This is a genomic window from Photorhabdus sp. RM96S, assembly GCF_042879335.1.
Taxonomy (GTDB): Bacteria; Pseudomonadota; Gammaproteobacteria; order Enterobacterales; family Enterobacteriaceae; genus Photorhabdus; species Photorhabdus kayaii.
Window position 1 is genome coordinate 66,916 of record NZ_JBHFKT010000002.1, and the last position, 18,698, is coordinate 85,613.

The following is an 18,698-nucleotide window of genomic DNA, read 5'->3' on the forward strand; positions in this document are numbered from 1 at the left end:
TGTCCAATTTGGGCAGTTTGAGAAACCAGCTTTCCATCTCCTCCCTTTTAGAATGGGCTCATCGACAATTTTTGATGAGGAACGACACGATGAGACAACTGATAGCAATTCTGGGCGTGGCAATTTTGGCAGGGTGCGCCTCTAACGCCACCGAGCAAAAGCCCCAAACTCAGGCTGTCCCTGCCGAGAATGACAAACCGGCCCGAGTCAGCCGTGAGTTGTCTATGGCGTGGGACAACATGGGGCGCGGTGGTGCTGCATTACGCCAACCAGGTTATATCCATGTTCTGGGCGACGGTAACGTCAGCGCAACGTTGAATAAGGCCAAAGATGAATCTGTTGGTTATGACAAAACCCCAGTAGGAATTAAACAGAACGGCGACGTGAGCGAAGCCATCAACACCTTCAAGTCCATGAACAAAGGCAAAGGCTACTCGCTGTATGAGTTGTCACGCTGGGAACGCTATTGCAATAGCGGTAAAGGTATGGATGAGCACGATTGGCGCTTTGTTGAAGCTGAGGGGGCAACAAACATCCCCCAAGATGTTGTAACCGGCTGCATACCGCCCACTCACTCCTATCAAGATTATCTGAATGCCTGGACGCATTTTTGTACCAGTCAGGCTGTAACCGACGCAGACCGCCGCATTGTGCGCGAATCGGTGCGTCCCTATTCAGTGGTGAACCCATGCAAAACTCTGAAATAATAAACCACATAGAGCCGGGCCGTAAGGCAGAGCTCTTCGACGCTTTATCAATCATGCTCCAGGAGGCCGGTTCGAGGGGTAATTCCCACGAAGCGGCCTATGTCATTTCTGGAGTCCTTGAAAACCTCTCCAGAGACTATCCAGAGGTAAGAGGTCTGGCGCAAAACTGGACTGAGCTGGCGAATCTGGAAACAAAGATTAAGGGGGCTGCTTAATGGACCTTTATATCTGCGAAAAGCCCCCCCAGGCCAAAGATTTAGCCGGAGTAATGAAAGCCTCACAAAGAGGCGACGGGTTTCTCCATGATGGGGGAAACCGAGTCATTACCTGGGCCTTCGGACATCTCCTTGAATTGTATATGCCGGACGACTATGACGAGCGATACAAGTCATGGTCGCTGGAAACACTTCCTATTGCTCCTGACTCTTGGCGTTACAACGTTCGCAAGAGTGCGTTCAAACAGTACAAAATCGTTGAAGGCCTAGTTAAAAAAGCCAGCACCATCTACATCTCCACCGACTACGACCGAGAAGGTGAAGCTATCGCCCGATCACTTCTGGATCGATTTCGTTATTCAGGTCCTGTTCGCCGGGTTTGCTTGACGGCTCTCGATGAATCAAGCATCAAGAAAGCACTGAACAATATCAAAGACGGCAGCGAAACCGTCTCGCTCTACTACGCAGCGCTGGCAAGGCAACGTGCTGACTGGCTGGTTGGGATGAACGTAAGCCGCCTCTACACAGTGCTGGCCCGAGATGTAGGCTTCAATCACACACTTCATGTTGGCCGGGTTATCACTCCAACTGTCGCCCTTGTCTGTCAACGGGACAGAGAGATCGCTGGCTTCACACCGTCCCCTTATTGGACGCTGGGCGTGAACGTGTCGGTGCAAAATGGTCAATTTGCTGCCCAATGGATACCGCCCGAAGAGTGCAGCGACGAGCAAGGGCGGTGCGTTAATAAGGCCTATGCCGAACAAGTGGCCTCCCAAGTTAACGGTGCCAATGCTGTTATCAGCAAAGCAGAGACCAAACCGGGCAAAGAGTCTGCTCCCCTCCCCTTCGATCTGACTTCGTTGCAACAATACGCAAGCAAACGATGGGGATATACCGCTCAGCAGGTTCTGGATGCGGCTCAAGCCCTATACGAGACGCACAAAGCCACAACCTACCCCCGTACCGACAGTCGTTACCTGCCTGAGAGCCAAAAGGAGGACATCCCGGATATTCTCCAGGCGCTTATTTTGTCCGATCAGAACGTTTCAGGGCTGGTGGCTGGCGCAGACACCCATCGCAAGGCTAGGGTCTTCAATGACTCAAAAGTGACCGCGCACCACGCAATCATTCCAACACCCGCCAGAGCAGACATCAGTGCCATGTCTGAGATCGAGTTCAATCTCTACGACGCTATACGTCGTTTCTACATCGCGCAGTTCTACAGCGAGTTTGAGTTCACCAAAACTTCCATAGAGGTGCAGTGTGAACGTCACATCTTTGCGGCCTCAGGTAAGACACCTGCCAAACAAGGCTGGAAGGTATTGTTTGCTTCTGATAGCGAAAGCAGCCCCAAGGATGAGGGAGAGGATACCGACGCGCCGGTGGAACAAGAGAAGCTCCCAAGGGTTAGCCAGGGCGAACCCGCGTTGCTGAATGGTGCTGAGCTGGCAAACAAAATGACTCGGCCACCACCACACTTCACCGAAGCGACATTACTTGCCGCGATGGAGAACATTGCCCGGTTTGTGACTGAGGAGAAGTTCAAGCAGATCCTTAAAGACACAGCCGGTCTGGGCACTCCAGCAACACGCGCCAGCATCATCCAGGGAGCTGTAGATAAAGGCTATTTCAAGCGTCAGAAAAAGGTACTGCTTGCAACAGATAAGGCTCATGCACTTATCGCCGTGCTTCCACCAGCAATCAAGTCCCCTGGCATGACTGCGGCCTGGGAACAAGAGCTTGAAAAAGTCGCCACCGGCTCAGGCAACATGTCTGTCTTCATGAAACAGATTTCCACTTGGATTTGCCAGATGGTCGATCAGCTCAAAGTGGCTGCGCCGGTTCTGACCAAAGAAGGTGGTGCGATGGCTAAAGCATTTGAAAGCGCAAAACCTCCCTCACACGAATGCTTCAACTGTGGTGGAGAAATGCACAGAATCAAAGGGAAAAATGGCTTCTTCTGGGGTTGTCAGAACGAGGCTTGCAAAAAGACATTCCCAGACAACAGAGGCAAACCTGAGAAGCGTATCGCTGCGGAGGATTGCCCAGACTGCCCGGATTGCGGTAGCCCGATGCGCCTTAGAAAAGGGAAAGCTCCTGGTAAAAAACGAGCCTCTAAGTTTTGGGGTTGCACCGCTTATCCAGACTGCAAAGGCACAATGCCTTTCAAAAAATCAGACTTAGAATGAGGAATTAACTATGTTCGGATCAATCATCTTAGCTTCCATACTAACAACAAGTTCAGCCATTACCCAAGATACAGGTAAAAGTATTTCATCTGGAATAATGGCTGCGTCAGCAAGTTATTTGGCACAAACCATAATGCCGCTTACTTCTGGACTGAAAAGTAATCATAGCTATCAGACCACGGAAGTAGTTGATATGGCAAAGGCTTTGGGAGGTCTAAAAGATCTTCCTGAATTTATTTACGTCATTACTGATGTAAATGCCCACATGGCCGATATGTGTAATCGTGTCTGGGAACCACAATCTTTGGCCCTAACCCCATTCATTGTAGAGATGGTAGAACTGCGGAAAGCAAATGAAAATAGCGCCTACGAAAAGGCGCTATCCGAACTCAACTACTCGCTTTTAGAAGATTAAAAAAAGGGGCCTGATGACGGCCCCTAATTTCAATTGACTAAATTTCTTTGTTATAACTCACTCTAATTCACATGAATGGCGAATACTTCAACCGGGTCCGACCCAAAGTGAGGATGCGTAATAATAATCTGAGAAAAACCACGCCAAGGCCTAACTTCTATCCTGGACATGTCGCCAGCCTTTGGATAGCCACACTTAACATGGACTTCATCATAATCACGGCCTTCAAGCCTCTTTTTCCAATACTCGGTAACGAGGCGATATTCATCTGATTTTTCTCCAGATTTAATTTGATCGAAGTAAATCTTTTTTACTGGCAGATGAAGTATTCGTTTTTTCATAATCACCCTTAGGGAGTAAAGTTGGGGCATCGAGGCACCCGGCAAAAAACTCCTTTTTCAATTTCCGTCTCTCTTGTTTCATGAGCCAGTATAATATCCGCAATAACACGAATATTTCCCTCGTAGTTGCGAATGGCCGCGTCCCTCATAGTATTTAAGGTATCTTGACACTTCGCTCGCCTGAATTTAACAAGCCAACTTTGCCGATCTATCTTGTCCACACCAAATCCCATTTAACGAACCATGTATCCAGCTTTTTTGGCAGCAACATCAAGTTCGGCAGAAAAACTGACGTCGGACTTATCTGCCGCATTATAAAGGGCTCCACACGTAGGCCATGAGCGGCCCACCAGTTTCATAGCCAACGCATCCGCCAGCATTTCTCTGATCTGTGTTTCAACCTCACCAAACTCGGCCAGAGTTTCATCTATGCCAGACTCTTCCATCAGCTCGATGAGCTGCGGCCGTTTGAGCCAGACGCCTGTTTGCATTTCCAACTGATCTCTGGCATCAGCCACCAATTGGCGTTCAAGGGTGACTCCATTCGCGGTTTTAACAATGTGCTTTGGCTGACGTTTTACCTTTTTTGGCCTGGACACATCAGAGATAACCGTCACCGGCTTGCCACGCAGTTCACGCGGCAACGGTCCACTTAGCCCCAGAACTAAGCGACGAGCATACTCATGCTCGTATGGTTTCAACCCTCGACCTTCACGGTACATCTCAGTATCCACCAGCAGATCACCGCGCTGCCTCGCATTTTCCTGAGCTTGTTGGGAAAAGACAGATTTACCTTTTCCACTGGCCCCCATAACGAAAATATGATCCCCGACGTTGTTATCAAAAAACATAATGTCTCCTACGTGCCTGAATTTATGCTCTTATCGTTCAAATAGCTGGTGGCTTGATTGTTATGCCCACTGATACTCTGGGCCACGAATTATGTTTCGACCGCTTTTCCCTTTGCCATTAGCTATATTCTCTTCGTTCTTCGCATAACTCAGCTTACTCAGTATTTCTTCTTGTGTGGCGATATGGCCGCGCATTAAAAGAGCATTCAGCAGGTATCCAGTGAACACATCCTTACTCGGCATACGGTCAAGTAATTCAACATACTGCTCGTTCGTCAAATCGTGGATCTCACAATATTTTTCCACCGCCTTTTCGTAGGCTTCTGCGTAGCCATGTGTGGAGATCCTGAAAGCAATATCCCCGTTGCCGTAACCTGGCTTTGTGACGAGAAAACAAGGTGTAAAGTAGGTTCTCTTCACCCCCATCCGGCTCCGGTTCTCGATACTGATATAAGCTCTCAGACCCTCAGCAATGATGTTTGGCCCGGAGTTACGCCGCAGCTTACAAGTCTTATTCTGGCGTTTGACATATTCTGCCTCCGCTTCCCATTTTCGATCCAAGCTGTAGGCCAGCCTGTGAGCCGTTGCGTAGGAATACTCTCTCAAGGAGAAGTATTCCTGCCTGTAATCATCCGCAACCCCAACTGTTCGAGCTACACGAAATCCGACAAAACCGGCGTCATGGGTCCCCTCGCCGTAGTAAATGACTGCCATTATCTACCTTCCTTATTTCTGATACCGTGCTGCACCACGGTATGGCGACCGCAATTCACATTCAGGTGGTCCCGAACTGCGGCCATAACCGCCGAATGCAATCTGTAATCCACACTTTGCCCAAGCGTTTCTGTGGCTTGTTCTTTTGCCATCCACGACACATCAAAGCTCTCAGGGATCGACATCAGATCTTGAACCAGATCGACCGATGGCTTGTAAATGCGTCCACCATCTTGGATGTACACCGCGTCTTTGACCCCTCTATCCTGAGACTTGAGAATGGTCGGGCAACTGGTGCTTTCTCTCGTCAAGAACGCAGGCATCCTGCGAGAAGTTGACTCTCTGGCTTGAATTGACTTCAACGCTGTGACGTCAGCACAATCCCCGAGGTGTTTCTCGATCACCGGCCACAACCGTCCACCAGCTCGCTGTTGAGGTTTCGGTGGAACGAACCCAGGGAAGACCGAGGCCACCATGTAATAGCGCTCTCTCCCCTGGTATGCGCCGAAATCAAGACCGTTTAAGACCATCTCAGTGAGGAAGTACCCCATACGCCGCAAAGTAGTGCCCATCATCGCCCCAGCTCCGGATGCTTTGAAATTTGGCACGTTCTCCACCAGCACGACCGCAGGGTTTACCACCTCGATCTGTTTCAATGCCGGATAAACCATGTCGAGCATAGTGGAGAGGTCTTCAAGAGAACGCTCCTTGTCCTTTGGGCTTTTGGCGTTTGAGTGGTCATCACACCCCAGCGAATAGTGGGCCAAACCAATTGGTGGACATTCTGCCAGCAAGGTTCCAAGGCGATCCAGCTCCAGATGATGAATGTCTTCATTCAGCAGGATACGCGGGAAGCTGTTCACCAGCGTATTGAGCGCATGTACTTCACTCAGGTTCCGCCCGGAAGCCCTGTCTCTTGCTTCAACTGGACGATGCTCCAAAACAATCTCAGCCTTCCAGCCAAGAGCCTCCATAACATGAATGTCTACCCCGCCAGTCAATGCCACAAAGGCACGGAAAGGGCTGGTTTTTTTGAATCGGTCAGCAATAGCAAAGGCTCTGTTTGCTACAGGAGTGAAAACAACTCGGCCTTTACGCATTTCGACGTGGAAACGCTCTGTATAGCGAGGAAAGCACTTATCTATGAGCCCTTGCCCAGAAAACTCAATGACGGTTTCCAGCGAGTTATTGGAGCGACTCTTTGGCTGATACCGGCGCTGATAAACCTGGTGTGTCTGTAGCTCATCAGACGCCGGGATCACCGAAAAACCGCGCATCCTCTCACCTGGCTCAACGGCGATGCCCATGCCAGGCTTGAACCCTATAACATCCAAAAAATTGGACGAAACTCGCACCTTGCGCTTATCACCTACCCGATTGAACGCAAGTTGTTTGGTTACTACGCAAGGGGAGACAATCGGCAACATTGGTCAACCTCTTTTATTATTGTTTTGTTCTCTCTTCACCATTGAGGCAGCGGTTTTCAGAAGTCTCTGGTTCTCCGTCAGCTCCTCTTGGAGCTGCTGGGTCTCCTCTTCGGCTTGTAGCTTTTTCAGCTCGTTCTCGCAATATTGGACTTCTTCCTGCAAGCTGGCTTTCGCAAATTTGAGTGCCGCCAACCTTGTCGTGTAGATACCAAACGGCAATTCGCCACCTTCCCTGAATTGCTTCAAGCACCAGCTCGGTATAGATGGCAACCAACCAAAATCCCCGTTCTTTCTGGATCTCTTTCCCCAGGTAACACCATCTATCTTTTGAGCCAAATTGACGTAGTGCTGATCGCTGGTTGAGATAGCCCCTTCCTTTCGGAACGGACAATTGGCGCAAGGTTTCTTCAAACGGAGATGATTTTCTTGCTTTGGCATACACACCACTTTCACAGCATCATTTTTTGGTTCTATGATATGGACATATTCCATGTAGTCAATATCTCACTAACAATTACTTTATATGGGACGCAAACACGCCCATTTTGGGCAGATAGCCAAGTTATTTGGAGGTTTGTATAGACCGAGGAGGATAAGGAGGAGACTTTCACATGTGAAAGTTTTGTTTCTTGGTATCGTTTTATTGTATCTTGATATTATTTTATGATGCTGTAATAATCATAAATAAGGGCCGCATCGCTCTTCGACCTTCGTTGCAGCCCTTACAACACAATCAAGCAATTAAGGAGCTTTGTTATGCTGCAAGGCAATACTAACACGAATAAGCGCATCCCGCTCGCGGCGTTCATGAAATGGCCGCTGGCAAAACGTCAGGACTTCATCGACCGGGAAATGTCCGGTTGCCCCGACTTTATCAAGACGTCTTTGCTTCGGCATTAAGGCGATCAGGAAAGCAAAGAACCTCGCTTCGGCGCTGAGGAATCCCCAGAAAATAGACAGGCATAGCGTTATGTGATCTACTGATTGTTCCACCAAGTCAATAAGGTCACTGCTATGCCTGTACGTGAAGTATGTCATAACTTCTTTAAAGATGCTTTATCACCCTTTCATAAATATCGTCAGAATGCATTAATCGATGCCACTATCGCTTTGATTAATGGTGCTTCTCTTACGTTAACCAGCATTGGGCGCTTTTTACCCGGAAACGCTCACGTCAAACATAAAATTAAACGTATTGACCGGCTACTCGGTAATGAAGCTCTTCATAGGGATATTCCTGATATCTTTCGCAACATTATTTCAATGCTCACTGAGTCTCTGTCGCTGTGTGTCATTGCTGTTGATTGGAGTGGATATCCGTCACAAGAACACCATGTGCTCCGTGCGAGTTTAATTTGCGATGGACGCTCAATTCCTTTGTTAAGTCAAATAGTTCCCTCATGTGAACAACAAAATGTAACGATACAAAATGCATTTCTTGACAGGCTAGCGCGTGCTGTTAACCCTAAAGCCAGAGTAATTATTGTTACGGATGCAGGTTTTCAAAATGCATGGTTCAAACATATAAAAACGCTCGGTTGGGATTTTGTCGGACGCATTCGAGGCAATACTCAACTAAGACTTGAAAAATATGGTGAGCTTTGGTTTAAACGGCAAGCTTTAAAAGCCACTACAACCCCACAGTTTTTAGGGTTTGGTACATTATCAAAAGCAGAATATGCACGTTGCGATGGTTATTTTTATCTTCATAAAAGACCGAATAAAGGTAGAAAATTCAAAAAATCACGATATCGAATGGTGCGAAAATCTCAGGTCAAAGATGGGCGTTCGGCAGCAATGGAGCCTTGGCTTATTTTTACTAGTATGGATGATTTTAAACCTCGTCAGGTGATGAAAATTTACAGCCGAAGAATGCAAATAGAGCAAAATTTTAGGGATGAAAAGAGTGAACGTTTTGGATTTGGTCTTAGAGCAAGTTATAGCCACGGGGCTGGTCGTTTATCAGTATTGAGTCTACTTGCTACACTGAGTTCGGTTGTACTTTGGCTGATTGGTTTTTATGCCGAAAATAAAGGAATACATCTTAATTATCAGGCAAATAGTATTAAATCAAGAAGAGTTATCTCTCATCTGACATTAGCAGAGAATGTCTTACGCCATTCCCCGCTAATATTATTTGAAATAGTGCTTAATAAAACCCTCAAGCATCTCGCCAAAATCTACCAAAATATGGTTTTGATTTATTAGCGCTGATTTGTGGGGATCCTTCAGCGCTTCGGCGGGGTTCTTCGTTTCTACCTCTTGAATGTTTCGTCAGAACAAACTGGAGCGCTTATGTCGCCAGAAACACAACAACTTACATCCAAGGCTTTATCTCTCATTGAGCAGTCCCGTTACCGAATGGGCACTTCTCGGTTTGTTGAGGCCTTTATCGACCAATGGGCTTATTTGCAGACTGGCCTATATCCAGCCAAGGAGGAGATCCCGGAGGAACTACAGCCGGTCGCCTTCGAGCTTTCCCATGTCCTGTCTGCGGCAATGAAGCGTGATCCCACCAGCGATGTTTTGGGCTACGTCCTAAGCATGTCTGGCTTCCACAAGAAGGGCACTAATTACTTCCCCACCCCTCCAGAGATTGGCCGCTTGCTGTCACTCATTGTTGGCTCACAGTCTTCGACAGACTTCTATGAGCCCTGCTGTAGCTCTGGCATCAACGCCATTCACTGGATGGAAAACCTGATCGAGAACAAAGGCCCAGAGGCCTTGGCCGAAACCTCAATCTACCTGGAAGACATCGACCCATTAATGGTGAAGTGCTGTATGCTCCAGCTCTTCCATTATTTCGAGTCCCGTGACGCCACGCCAAAAACGCTGAGTATCATCGGCATAAACACCCTCAGCAGACGAACCAAGAATATCGCCTACTACGCAGAGAAACCTCCAGCATCCGCCGCCACCGTGGCCGCATAAAAAACCCGCCATCTGGCGGGTTTTCCATTCAATGCGCTGCACGATAGCACCTTACAGCTTTCCGTACCGGTTCAAGAACGAAGACCTGTCTAAGATCCCCCAATCTGTCAGCATGTAGTAGCCGGTGGCACCCCGTTCGCCGGTTGATTCCCTGACGAACAAGATATTCATTCCGAATTCATCACGCAGAGCAGACAACTGTCTCTTGATAGTTGATTCAGGAATTTTTGTTGCCTTGTGAAGGTCCTGGAGACTTGGCTTCTCCGTTTTAGACAGGGCATTCACCAAAGCAAATTTTCTTTTCATGTCCTGTGAGATCTTCATATTCACCTGTTCTTGACAGGCCCAACCTCTCTGGCTGGGCCTCCTTTATTAGCCTTCGACACTCAGGAGTTCAATGTCTGACACAGGCACATGAACATGCTTTTCCTTGCCTTCGCCATCGAGCGTTTTAACCCAGACAGTAGACGGAACCAAAGCAACACGGTCGGTCATGATGACTCCACGTTTGGTCTCGCCATCCAGTTTAACGTTGACAGCAAAAATCAAACTGTCAGCCCGAACGTTCTTCCATTCCTTGTCCTTCGGCAGAGGAGGAAGAGCATCACCGCCTTCTTCATCTTTGTTCTTGCCGCTGTTAGCTGGCTGCTGGACAGGATCTTTGTCCTCACCCTCTTCGTCACGCAAAGGGTCTGGGTCTTGGTCATCATCGTCCTGACCATCGGAATTTTTACCCCCTTCCAGTTCCTCTTGGACAGGGATCTGGTCGTCATTCCCGATTTGTTCCGACGTACCATCCCCGCCTGAGTTAAGGGCTTGCTCGTCGGTGTTGCCAGCGCCAGGTTCATCATTCTGGCCAGAGCCAGTCAGAGGGCCTTTTTCCATTTCGTCTTTGATACGTTTGGCATCATTCAGCAGCTCACGGCTTTGTTTCCGGGTAATCCCGTCAGACATAGCCACAGCGCAGACAGCGCGACATCTTTCTTCGTTCAGATCGAACAAAAGACGAAGATTATTCAGTGTTTCTGTGTCAGAACATACTTCATTATCGTACAACTCGCGCACACAGTCAGGTAGCTTGAGTAACGACAGATGCGTAGATACGAAAGTGATATTCTTCCCGAGACGGTCAGCAATATCCTTTTGCTTCCAGCCATCTTCGATAAACAGATTTAAGGCCTCGGCAATTTCTACCGGCGTCAAGTCATCCCGTTGGATGTTTTCTATCAACTCACCCGCAGTCTCGTCCAGGTTGCTCTGGACCTTATCGTTGACCACCAGGTCGATGGTCTCAATACCGGCATGTTTACACGCCCTCCAACGCCGCTCCCCTTTTTGGATGACGAACTTGCCTTCTTCGTTCTTCGGGAACACGATGATCGGAGATTGCTGTCCCTCGGTCAGAAGGGTAGCCGCCAGCTCTTCAATGTTATGGAAACGCTTACGAACCTGGACCTTGGATACAACGTCATCAACAGGTACGGTAAGAACTTCTTTGCCTTTCTTGCCTTTGGCGGCTTTAGCAAGTTCGGACAGGCCTTTTAAATTATTCAATGCCATCGCTTAGCCCACCTTCTCTAATAGTTCTTCCAACACCGCCTCAACCTCTTTGGCCGCGACATGCCCATAGCGCAATTCCCAGACCGGGATGCCATCTGTGGTCGCCGTATCGAGCGGAGGCCGGTGCATGATTTTGTTCTCAAACAGCAGATCCGGAACTGTGTTCTCAAGCGACTTGAGGGCTTTGCCATGATTGACAGAGCGGTCCATGTCGTTGATCACAATGCCTAAAATTTCCAAATCTTGGTTGTATACCTCGCGCACACCAATAATCGTGTTCAGGAGACCTTCTACGCCGTCCACAGCGAAGCCGGAGAGCTTTACAGGACATGCCACATGGGTAGACATCACCAGCGCAGCCACCAGCTTTCTGCCAAGGCTAGGCGGACAATCAATCAGCACGTAGTCGTAGTTCTCAAACAGTTCAGCCAAATGGCGAGCCGGATTCATAGCCTGGTCAAGAGGCACCGCCTCCATCTCAAACAGATCCGGGTCGTTCTTCGGCGTGTGAATGAGGTCAGCCCCGCAAGGGCAGTGCATGACCTCAATGCCGTCCAGCTCGTAAGCGAACAGCTCTGCGGTTTTGGTTCCAGTGAGGATAGGCTCGTAGTCGCCATCCTCAAGCTCTCGTCTGGGGGCCAGTCGAGAGGACGTGTTCCCCTGACCATCCATATCCAAGACCAGCACTTTCTTTTTCTTCTGTAACGCCAGATAAAAGGCCTGCTGGATACAGAGGGTACTCTTACCCACCCCGCCTTTCTGGTTGGCGAAGCTGATTACTTTTGCCATACCCACCTCTATTTTGGTTTCTTGCAGGTGATCCAGACCACCCCCAAACTTTCACATGTGAAAGATTGTAGCGATCATAAAATGATACTGCAATATCTAATTATGGTTCTGTTAAAACAAACTTGAAACAAAAAAACGGCCATAAAGGCCGTGTATTGACAAGGTTTGTGCTGTCAGCGCAATTGACTTGCTGCCCCAAGGCCATTCGCCAATAACTGCTTGGCATCGTTGAACAGCGCGGAGCCCCGTTCCGGCGTGAGCAATTCCGGCATATCTTCTCGCGGCCAAGTACCGGCAACTTGAATGAGCAAACTGGCGGCCCAGTGAATCTGCTTTTCTTCACTTTCATCGGCCAGGGTGCATACGACAGGGAAACCGTACTTACGCCTCCAGCGACTCACCTCTTTGAACGATACCAGCTCAGGCTTTTGCAGATCCCGGCTGTAGGCCTCAACTATCATGTGGTTCAGTTCTTGAGCGTCCATTTATCCCCCTTAACGGTTTTTTCAAATTCTTCCTCAAACATCGTTTTTAATGTGATTCGTATCTCTTCATCCTGGATGTCATTGACATCAAAACTGGTAGCGACAGCCTCACTTCCAATGCCACAGAGAACGTAGCCCCGGCCATCAGGACCAATTTTAAGAGGCACAACGGGAAGTGGTGTATTGGAGCACACTCCAGCAATGCCCGGAGAAATAATTGGCCCCCCGCGAGGAATAACCCAGTTACCTATAAACCCCCAACCAATTTGCGTCGAGATGGCATCAGGCTGGTATTGTTCACCCCAGAAGTTGATTGCTGCCTGCTGATGTTGTTTACCAGCATGGTAGATATATCCGGCCACAAGAAGCACGGAGAGAACAAACATAATTGCCAATTGGCGCAAGATTTTTGCGATAAAACTTAAACTCATAGGTATTGTTCTCTTAATTAAAAGCTCCACCGCCCACTGTTGCTATAGCTGGGTTCATCCAAAATCCATCAAAGCCGGTGAACATTTCCGCCTGGGTGCGAATGTACTCTAGGATGATGTCACAAGCGATCCAGCGCCGGTTATTCCTTTCTGCGGCCAACCCGCTCTTATTCGACCCACTAAACGGATCAACAACCAGGTCGCCCTCTTCCGTCAGGAAGCGGATAGCCATCTCAGGTATGTCTGTTGGGAACATTGCCGGGTGCGGTGGCAAACCCAGTTCTATAGCGATTTTCCGAAGCTCCAGCGTATCCGCACAACGGTGGCCGCGCTGGATAACGTTTTTCGGTATCCGTCCTTCCGTGACATTAGAGAATGCGTTCCCTCTCAGTCGATATGCCCCGTCACCATAACTGACCACTCGACTATCACCGCCTTGGGCCATCAGCTTCTGATGTTTCTCTGTATGAGGGATCAGGACCCTTCTGTTGTCAGAACGCACCCTGTCAGGGTCGTTGGTGAACCAATAAACAGGCTCCCATCCGGCACACAACTGGTAACGGTTCACACAAGCCCAGTGGGTTGGACTTGGTGGTTTGGACAGGTTGATCCACGGCCATCTATCCATGAGAGACAGCCCGAGCCGATCATGGAGCGCCAGCACCATTCTCTCAACGTAGAGAGATCTGGAGGGGCTCTTGGCCTCGAAGATGTCATTGCTGACATTCAGAACAACGCTTCCTCCAAGCACCAGGTTCTTGACTATCGGTTCGAGCGCCTGAGTAATGAAATCCACCCATTTGGCTTCATCAACGTTTCCATAGCCACGCTGTATCCGGAGCGGAAACGGCGGAGATGTCACACACAGATGCACCGGCTCATCGAGGTCAGAGAAAAAGCTCTTGTTGTTTGACCACACCGCCAGCCCAAGATTTGTTGAACAGGCGACAAGTCGAACTCCACCAAGCGCTTCATGCAGGCCCTTCTTGGTTTTGCTTGAGAGCTCCCAGACACCCCGCTCGCCGTCCACCTTCTGGAGAAGGTTCATCGACTTGAGGGTTTGCTGATACCAGCGTATCTGTCTTTTCAGCTTGCTCCGCTTGACCTCATCATGCCCCTCCGTACCCTGGAATATGTTATTGAGCACAGAGGTCGTTCGGTGCTCTTTACATCATGCTCAGTGTAGAAAGGCCACCAGGTTAACCCAATAGACCCTGTTAGCAGCACCAGCAATACCGATGAATAGGAAAGCCAGTATTGCCCCGGCCTTCAACCATACAAAAACACTTCTCACAATCATCCTTCCTGCTTTACAAATGGGCCTCTGCCATCGAGAGGCTTTGAAAAAATAGCCCCCGGCTCAGACATGGCCGCCTCGACCTCGTTCTTGTTAAAAGTCTCTGTCCACCAGCTATTCATCTGGTAAACCGTGATATTAAGAATTGACGCAGCCTTACTCTTACTTGTGGCCGCAACGACAGTTCTGAGCTGTCCCTCATCCCCATAAGTGATCCCGCCATAGACCTTCAACTTCGCCACTATCGCTTTCTCCACCCAAAGATGTCTCTCACGTCCCGCACACAGAAGAACCAACTTACCTTTGGCAGGAACGCATCGACCAACACACCTAAGGCCATAACAAACAATGGTGCCATCAGGATTAAGCCCAAACGTGCAACAGTCCCATATATACCTGCACAGATGAGTAAGGTTGCGATGACAGAGCAAACTAGCTGATGCTGACGCTTCAGTCTGGCTAGTTCAGACGATTTCTGGTCACTGTTCATCATTGAGCTCCGCGAGTTGAACACTGATACTTACTGCCGCTGGAGGGGAAAACTGTACTGTCAGTCCAGATTCAAGTCTGATAGAGGAAACCACCAGCGCCGGATGACGCCGGTACGACCGCAATAATGGTTCCCCCTTCCAGCAACTGGATCGCATCCTCAACAGTACAGCGCCCCATTACTGATTACCCGCCAGATCCAGCTCTTGCTAGTCTTCATTGGGCTCTTCGGTCTTGGGCTCCAGCTCCGCCAGCTTGGCTTTCAGCTCCTGAAACGCATCGACATCTTCCCGGCTCAGAGTCAGGGTGAACGTTTCCCCATCATCGTTCGACTTGATGTTATCCAGGCGACTGGTGATAGAGCTCACGCCTCGGTGCATGACTTCAACCACTTTTTTGCCCAGGCGGGGACCTTTCTCGACAGACTTTTTGGTCAGTTTTTTCGGGGGCTTCTTGCCGCCATTGCCATTGGCATTGGCCTGATCTTCCTGCGCTTTTTTCAGGATCTCAACAGCGTTGGTGCCGTGCTCGTTGTAGAGCTCCTGAGCATAGGTGGCAGCCACTGAGCCTTCCTGAATCATCCGTTTCAGCTCCAGAGGCATCTCCAGAAGGGCTCGGGCGATACGAACGTGCTCAGCCGAACGACCAACACGCTGGGCAATCATCTGGTCACTCCACCCCCAGTTTGCAAGCCGAGCGTAGATCACCGCTCGCTCAAGCGGAGAAAGAGGGAGCCCGTCGTTGCTGGTGGCGATGAGAAGGCTTTGTTCAGCTTCATCGCCTTTATGCTCACGACCTGCACGAACTGAATGTCGGCACCTTCCTCGATAGCGAGCAAGATGGCGCGGCGACGGCGATGCCCTTCACGGACATACACCTTTCCGTCGATAACCTTGACGATGATCGGCGGAACATAGTCACCACGCTTGTAGGCATCGGCCAGCACTCGAATACCAGCTTTGATGTCAGGGCGCTCGTAGTAGTTCTCGCAGAAAGCGCCACGGGTGTTAAGCCCTTCTTCTTCCAGCAGAAGCTGGGGAGCAATAGTGAATCCATCCCCCTTTTTCAGTTCTTCGGGGGCGGTTACGCCTTTGAGAGCGCGGAGTGAGTTGATAGCAGCCATTCGTTGGTTCTCCTTGTGACTTGCTCACTTTATAGAATCACTTTTTGATACTGTAAACAATAAAAAGACACCTTGCAAGACTTTCACATGTGAAAGTTTTATTTGTTCGCTGAGTCGTCTTGCTCCGACTCAATCATCATTTTTCGCATCACTGCTATGATGGCTTGTGCCGGTTGAGCGCCACCGAGGAGCTGGCTCTTTCCGGTCTGGTTGTCCACGACAAAGGTTGCAGGTGTACCATTAACGCCGTAACTCTTAGCCTTCTGGATGTCAGCTTGAACTTTTTCTTCGTACTTGCCAGAGCTGAGACACTCACGGAAAGCATCCAGATCAGCGCCTACACCAGTGACCACGGAAGCAAGGTCATCAACGCCACGACCATTACCTTGGGAACGGTGGAATACATCATTAATAAAGACCCAGAAGCCTCTATTGCCCTTCTGCTCTGCAATACATTCAGCGGCCAGAGCTTCCTTATGGGCAGCAGGGTTATGGAAGTCGAGCGGCATGTGCTTCCACTGCCAGTTCACATTGCCTTTGCTGGCATCCACAATCTGTTTCGGTGTGTCATGGAATTGCTTACAGAACGGACACTCCAAATCAGAAAACTCCACCAGCGTGAATCGAGCACCAAGGTCCCCATAGATGTGTTTGCCATCTTCGACCTTTTCAGGTGCAGCCTCGAACTGGGCATACTTCTGATCGATGTCAGCTTGTTGTTTCTGCGCGATAAACTTGTTGATGCTTTCGGCCACAGCAGCTTCAAACTCTGCCTTGCTTTTGAAGGTGATGCCTTCGGCATCCTTCACCTGGTTGACCGTAGATTTCACGCTGGCGATTTCTTGCGCCAGCTCCTTCTCTTTCACGAACTGGTAAATGCCGAGGCCGGTTCCTACGAGTCCCAAAAGAACGGAGGCAACAACCCCGAGGCGTAGCGTTTTGGTGCTTTGTTCTGTCATGTCAAACTGCTCCTATCAGTAAACTTTCACAGCGCTGAGTTCTTGCACAAAAGAACTGGCTTCGAGCTTGGCTCGTTGAGTCAGTCTCCGGATGATGTCTTCGGTTGGTGTGTAATCCACCATACTGGTCTGGTGAATGACATCTCGCGCCACGGAGTTCAAACTACCCAGTCCATCAATCAGACCAATCTCTTTGGCCTGTTCACCGTTCCAGAGCAATCCAGAAAACACCTCTGGGTCGTCTTTCAGTCGATCACCCCTACCTGCTTTCACTCGCTCGATGAACTGCTGGTGGGTTTTTGATAGAACGCCTTCCCAGAACGTCTTCATGTCAGCGGTAAGAGGGGAGAATGGATCGAGAAGCGCTTTATGCTCTCCGGAGGTGATAGCCCGGCGCTCGATGCCGAGTTTGTCCATCAAGCCGGTAAACCCGAACCCAGAGCTGATAACGCCGATAGAACCGATCAGACTGGAGCGATCAGCGTAAATCTCATCCGCCGCAGAGGCGATGTAGTAACCGCCTGAGGCACCAATGTCATCAATGATTGCGTAGACCTTTTTATCCGGATGCAAAGCTCGCTGCGCCTTCACTTCTTCATAAATTCGCCCTGCTTGAACAGGGCTTCCGCCAGGGCTGTTGATCCGAAGCACGACGGCTTGGGAGTTAGGGTTGTTGAAAGCAGCTTGAATGGACGGGATAAGGTGATCAGCATCTGCAAGTGTGCCAGCAGCAATTTCGCCACGGATGTTGATATACGCTGTGTGAGGGGCTCCCACTTTGGCGCTTTGCCACGGCATCCCACCTGGATTAGATGCCAAGATGATGAAACCGATCATGAGAAGCACAAAACCCGAAGCCCTGAGCACACGGATCATGGTCCGCCAGCGGCGGTCTTTCACCTGCTCTTTGTGGAGGGTGAACATGTATTTCTCGATGAGTTCTTTCTCCCAGGGGATCTCTTTGTTTTCAGCCATTAGTCTTTCCTTTTGCATGTTTCGATAATTTGTCCCCAGAACTCTTCATCAGCGCTATCAGCCCGTTCTTTGACTTTCTGGTAAACAAGGTTGGTGTTGAGCTTGTGCTCCCGGCAGAACTGCGCGACGTTGCTGTAGGTCCTGTCCAGATAGGTGAAGGGTTTTCCTTTACCTTTCTTCTTGGCGAGGATGAGTTTCCACTCATCATTGGTGAGCTTGTCTGCGGCCTTTCCTTTTTCCGCAATGCGCCTACGCACAGTTACTGGGTCAAGTCCATGCGCTCTGGCTATGCTGGCAACGCAATTAAACTTCCGACCGTCAATCAGTACGGTAGGCAAATCCCCTGCGGCGGCTTCTTTGAACCGAAAACCTCTGTGTCCGGGCTTGAAGATCCCCGGTGCAAGTTGCTCCCGGAACTCGATCTCTTGTTCTGACCTGACAAACTTGCTGTCGATTTTGCTAAGCATGTACTTAGCCCGAGCGATTACCTGGTAAAGCGTCTTCTCCAGGAGCATGGCGTCAGCAGCTCGACTCGGAAGACCAATGTCGTCTTCTTGCTCGATACCCAACATTTCTGCATGGCTGGAGCCTTCGGCATGTCGGAAACAGCCGTCGTACTCAAAAAGAAAGGAGGCCAAACCTCCTCTCAGCTTTGCTTTGAACCGGGTATTGGCCGCGTTCTCTGGCGCTGGTGCCAGCTCGGACACTTTTAGCGGCCAACTTCCGTAGGTCTTCCTCTCCAATCCGGCATCCTGGCTGCATAACCTGAGCCAGAGCAGATTCATCAGCACACCCGCGTT

Annotated in this window: 25 protein-coding genes; 6 read left to right on the plus strand and 19 right to left on the minus strand. The window is 49.7% G+C overall.

Annotation, left to right across the window (positions count from 1 at the left end; genetic code table 11):
- Positions 1-89 precede the first annotated feature (89 nt).
- From ACGF49_RS01560 to ACGF49_RS01575, 4 genes are read left to right on the plus strand one after another with little or no spacing between them, the layout of a single operon-like run.
- Positions 90-707, plus strand: coding sequence for a hypothetical protein (locus tag ACGF49_RS01560; RefSeq protein ID WP_387489108.1), 618 nt, complete (start codon positions 90-92; stop codon positions 705-707).
- Complete coding sequence (locus ACGF49_RS01565; protein ID WP_387489111.1) at positions 689-922, plus strand: hypothetical protein; 234 nt, start codon at positions 689-691, stop codon at positions 920-922. Before ACGF49_RS01560 ends, ACGF49_RS01565 begins: the two co-directional genes overlap by 19 nt.
- Complete coding sequence (locus ACGF49_RS01570) at positions 922-3,111, plus strand: DNA topoisomerase 3 (RefSeq protein ID WP_387489113.1); 2,190 nt, start codon at positions 922-924, stop codon at positions 3,109-3,111. Before ACGF49_RS01565 ends, ACGF49_RS01570 begins: the two co-directional genes overlap by 1 nt.
- Before the next feature lie 10 nt (positions 3,112-3,121).
- A complete protein-coding gene (locus ACGF49_RS01575; protein ID WP_387489115.1) occupies positions 3,122-3,526 on the plus strand; it encodes a hypothetical protein in 405 nt (134 codons plus the stop codon).
- 62 nt (positions 3,527-3,588) lie between these two features.
- On the opposite strand, the gene ACGF49_RS01580 is transcribed toward ACGF49_RS01575, so the two are convergent.
- The 6 genes from ACGF49_RS01580 to ACGF49_RS01605 form a co-directional block, all read right to left on the minus strand.
- Positions 3,589-3,867, minus strand: coding sequence for a hypothetical protein (locus ACGF49_RS01580; protein ID WP_036813089.1), 279 nt, complete (start codon positions 3,865-3,867; stop codon positions 3,589-3,591).
- A 233-nt stretch (positions 3,868-4,100) separates the two neighbouring features.
- Positions 4,101-4,718 (minus strand): phage head-tail adapter protein, encoded by a 618-nt coding sequence (locus tag ACGF49_RS01585; RefSeq protein ID WP_387489118.1) that lies wholly within the window; start codon positions 4,716-4,718, stop codon positions 4,101-4,103.
- 60 nt (positions 4,719-4,778) lie between these two features.
- Positions 4,779-5,324 carry a hypothetical protein gene (locus ACGF49_RS01590; RefSeq protein WP_387489121.1) on the minus strand — a complete coding sequence of 182 codons (546 nt, stop codon included), beginning with the start codon at positions 5,322-5,324 and terminating at the stop codon, positions 4,779-4,781.
- 107 nt (positions 5,325-5,431) lie between these two features.
- The gene (locus tag ACGF49_RS01595; RefSeq protein WP_387489124.1) at positions 5,432-6,859 is read right to left on the minus strand and encodes a DNA cytosine methyltransferase; all 1,428 of its coding nucleotides are present in this window, start codon (positions 6,857-6,859) and stop codon (positions 5,432-5,434) included.
- Between the two features lie 3 nt (positions 6,860-6,862).
- Positions 6,863-7,297 carry a hypothetical protein gene (locus tag ACGF49_RS01600; protein WP_387489126.1) on the minus strand — a complete coding sequence of 145 codons (435 nt, stop codon included), beginning with the start codon at positions 7,295-7,297 and terminating at the stop codon, positions 6,863-6,865.
- A 303-nt stretch (positions 7,298-7,600) separates the two neighbouring features.
- Positions 7,601-7,897, minus strand: a complete 297-nt coding sequence (locus ACGF49_RS01605; RefSeq protein WP_387489129.1) for a hypothetical protein — start codon at positions 7,895-7,897, stop codon at positions 7,601-7,603.
- Between ACGF49_RS01605 and ACGF49_RS01610 the strand changes: the two genes are divergently transcribed.
- Positions 7,874-9,067: an IS4 family transposase gene (locus tag ACGF49_RS01610; protein WP_387489131.1), complete on the plus strand. Its 1,194-nt coding sequence runs from the start codon at positions 7,874-7,876 to the stop codon at positions 9,065-9,067. The genes ACGF49_RS01605 and ACGF49_RS01610 overlap by 24 nt on opposite strands.
- 87 nt (positions 9,068-9,154) lie before the next feature.
- Positions 9,155-9,790 (plus strand): restriction endonuclease subunit M, encoded by a 636-nt coding sequence (locus ACGF49_RS01615; protein ID WP_387489134.1) that lies wholly within the window; start codon positions 9,155-9,157, stop codon positions 9,788-9,790.
- Between the two features lie 51 nt (positions 9,791-9,841).
- On the opposite strand, the gene ACGF49_RS01620 is transcribed toward ACGF49_RS01615, so the two are convergent.
- The 13 genes from ACGF49_RS01620 to ACGF49_RS01680 all read right to left on the minus strand — a co-directional run bounded on the left by ACGF49_RS01620 (position 9,842) and on the right by ACGF49_RS01680 (position 18,683).
- The gene (locus ACGF49_RS01620) at positions 9,842-10,114 is read right to left on the minus strand and encodes a helix-turn-helix domain-containing protein (protein ID WP_025887054.1); all 273 of its coding nucleotides are present in this window, start codon (positions 10,112-10,114) and stop codon (positions 9,842-9,844) included.
- A 48-nt stretch (positions 10,115-10,162) separates the two neighbouring features.
- Complete coding sequence (locus ACGF49_RS01625; protein ID WP_387489138.1) at positions 10,163-11,350, minus strand: ParB/RepB/Spo0J family partition protein; 1,188 nt, start codon at positions 11,348-11,350, stop codon at positions 10,163-10,165.
- A gap of 3 nt (positions 11,351-11,353) precedes the next feature.
- Positions 11,354-12,139, minus strand: coding sequence for a ParA family protein (locus ACGF49_RS01630; protein WP_036813076.1), 786 nt, complete (start codon positions 12,137-12,139; stop codon positions 11,354-11,356).
- A 173-nt stretch (positions 12,140-12,312) separates the two neighbouring features.
- A complete protein-coding gene (locus ACGF49_RS01635; protein ID WP_036813075.1) occupies positions 12,313-12,624 on the minus strand; it encodes a hypothetical protein in 312 nt (103 codons plus the stop codon).
- On the minus strand, positions 12,606-13,055 hold the full coding sequence (locus tag ACGF49_RS01640) for a hypothetical protein (RefSeq protein ID WP_387489142.1): 450 nt from the start codon (positions 13,053-13,055) through the stop codon (positions 12,606-12,608). Before ACGF49_RS01640 ends, ACGF49_RS01635 begins: the two co-directional genes overlap by 19 nt.
- Before the next feature lie 13 nt (positions 13,056-13,068).
- The gene (locus ACGF49_RS01645) at positions 13,069-14,103 is read right to left on the minus strand and encodes a DNA-methyltransferase (protein WP_387489384.1); all 1,035 of its coding nucleotides are present in this window, start codon (positions 14,101-14,103) and stop codon (positions 13,069-13,071) included.
- 248 nt (positions 14,104-14,351) lie between these two features.
- Entirely contained in the window at positions 14,352-14,594 is a 243-nt protein-coding gene (locus ACGF49_RS01650) for a hypothetical protein (RefSeq protein ID WP_036813071.1), read from the minus strand.
- On the minus strand, positions 14,594-14,845 hold the full coding sequence (locus tag ACGF49_RS01655) for a hypothetical protein (protein ID WP_036813069.1): 252 nt from the start codon (positions 14,843-14,845) through the stop codon (positions 14,594-14,596). Before ACGF49_RS01655 ends, ACGF49_RS01650 begins: the two co-directional genes overlap by 1 nt.
- A 205-nt stretch (positions 14,846-15,050) precedes the next feature.
- On the minus strand, positions 15,051-15,506 hold the full coding sequence (locus tag ACGF49_RS01660; RefSeq protein WP_387489145.1) for a hypothetical protein: 456 nt from the start codon (positions 15,504-15,506) through the stop codon (positions 15,051-15,053).
- A 38-nt stretch (positions 15,507-15,544) separates the two neighbouring features.
- On the minus strand, positions 15,545-15,964 hold the full coding sequence (locus ACGF49_RS01665; RefSeq protein ID WP_387489148.1) for a ParB/Srx family N-terminal domain-containing protein: 420 nt from the start codon (positions 15,962-15,964) through the stop codon (positions 15,545-15,547).
- A gap of 98 nt (positions 15,965-16,062) precedes the next feature.
- Positions 16,063-16,923, minus strand: coding sequence for a DsbA family protein (locus tag ACGF49_RS01670; protein ID WP_387489151.1), 861 nt, complete (start codon positions 16,921-16,923; stop codon positions 16,063-16,065).
- 15 nt (positions 16,924-16,938) lie between these two features.
- A complete protein-coding gene (locus ACGF49_RS01675) occupies positions 16,939-17,898 on the minus strand; it encodes a S49 family peptidase (protein WP_387489154.1) in 960 nt (319 codons plus the stop codon).
- Complete coding sequence (locus ACGF49_RS01680; RefSeq protein ID WP_387489156.1) at positions 17,898-18,683, minus strand: hypothetical protein; 786 nt, start codon at positions 18,681-18,683, stop codon at positions 17,898-17,900. Before ACGF49_RS01680 ends, ACGF49_RS01675 begins: the two co-directional genes overlap by 1 nt.
- Positions 18,684-18,698 lie beyond the last annotated feature (15 nt).

Excerpts from the sequence above, each read along its gene's own strand:
- ACGF49_RS01560 (WP_387489108.1), top strand. The coding sequence starts at position 90 with ATGAGACAACTGATAGCAATTCTGGGCGTGGCAATTTTGGCAGGGTGC.
- ACGF49_RS01565 (WP_387489111.1), top strand. The coding sequence starts at position 689 with ATGCAAAACTCTGAAATAATAAACCACATAGAGCCGGGCCGTAAGGCA.
- ACGF49_RS01570 (WP_387489113.1), top strand. The coding sequence starts at position 922 with ATGGACCTTTATATCTGCGAAAAGCCCCCCCAGGCCAAAGATTTAGCC.
- ACGF49_RS01575 (WP_387489115.1), top strand. The coding sequence starts at position 3,122 with ATGTTCGGATCAATCATCTTAGCTTCCATACTAACAACAAGTTCAGCC.
- ACGF49_RS01580 (WP_036813089.1), bottom strand. The coding sequence starts at position 3,867 with ATGAAAAAACGAATACTTCATCTGCCAGTAAAAAAGATTTACTTCGAT.
- ACGF49_RS01585 (WP_387489118.1), bottom strand. The coding sequence starts at position 4,718 with ATGTTTTTTGATAACAACGTCGGGGATCATATTTTCGTTATGGGGGCC.
- ACGF49_RS01595 (WP_387489124.1), bottom strand. The coding sequence starts at position 6,859 with ATGTTGCCGATTGTCTCCCCTTGCGTAGTAACCAAACAACTTGCGTTC.
- ACGF49_RS01600 (WP_387489126.1), bottom strand. The coding sequence starts at position 7,297 with ATGCCAAAGCAAGAAAATCATCTCCGTTTGAAGAAACCTTGCGCCAAT.
- ACGF49_RS01610 (WP_387489131.1), top strand. The coding sequence starts at position 7,874 with ATGCCTGTACGTGAAGTATGTCATAACTTCTTTAAAGATGCTTTATCA.
- ACGF49_RS01605 (WP_387489129.1), bottom strand. The coding sequence starts at position 7,897 with ATGACATACTTCACGTACAGGCATAGCAGTGACCTTATTGACTTGGTG.
- ACGF49_RS01615 (WP_387489134.1), top strand. The coding sequence starts at position 9,155 with ATGTCGCCAGAAACACAACAACTTACATCCAAGGCTTTATCTCTCATT.
- ACGF49_RS01620 (WP_025887054.1), bottom strand. The coding sequence starts at position 10,114 with ATGAAGATCTCACAGGACATGAAAAGAAAATTTGCTTTGGTGAATGCC.
- ACGF49_RS01625 (WP_387489138.1), bottom strand. The coding sequence starts at position 11,350 with ATGGCATTGAATAATTTAAAAGGCCTGTCCGAACTTGCTAAAGCCGCC.
- ACGF49_RS01630 (WP_036813076.1), bottom strand. The coding sequence starts at position 12,139 with ATGGCAAAAGTAATCAGCTTCGCCAACCAGAAAGGCGGGGTGGGTAAG.
- ACGF49_RS01635 (WP_036813075.1), bottom strand. The coding sequence starts at position 12,624 with ATGGACGCTCAAGAACTGAACCACATGATAGTTGAGGCCTACAGCCGG.
- ACGF49_RS01640 (WP_387489142.1), bottom strand. The coding sequence starts at position 13,055 with ATGAGTTTAAGTTTTATCGCAAAAATCTTGCGCCAATTGGCAATTATG.
- ACGF49_RS01645 (WP_387489384.1), bottom strand. The coding sequence starts at position 14,103 with ATGAACCTTCTCCAGAAGGTGGACGGCGAGCGGGGTGTCTGGGAGCTC.
- ACGF49_RS01655 (WP_036813069.1), bottom strand. The coding sequence starts at position 14,845 with ATGATGAACAGTGACCAGAAATCGTCTGAACTAGCCAGACTGAAGCGT.
- ACGF49_RS01660 (WP_387489145.1), bottom strand. The coding sequence starts at position 15,506 with ATGATTGCCCAGCGTGTTGGTCGTTCGGCTGAGCACGTTCGTATCGCC.
- ACGF49_RS01665 (WP_387489148.1), bottom strand. The coding sequence starts at position 15,964 with ATGGCTGCTATCAACTCACTCCGCGCTCTCAAAGGCGTAACCGCCCCC.
- ACGF49_RS01670 (WP_387489151.1), bottom strand. The coding sequence starts at position 16,923 with ATGACAGAACAAAGCACCAAAACGCTACGCCTCGGGGTTGTTGCCTCC.
- ACGF49_RS01675 (WP_387489154.1), bottom strand. The coding sequence starts at position 17,898 with ATGGCTGAAAACAAAGAGATCCCCTGGGAGAAAGAACTCATCGAGAAA.
- ACGF49_RS01680 (WP_387489156.1), bottom strand. The coding sequence starts at position 18,683 with ATGAATCTGCTCTGGCTCAGGTTATGCAGCCAGGATGCCGGATTGGAG.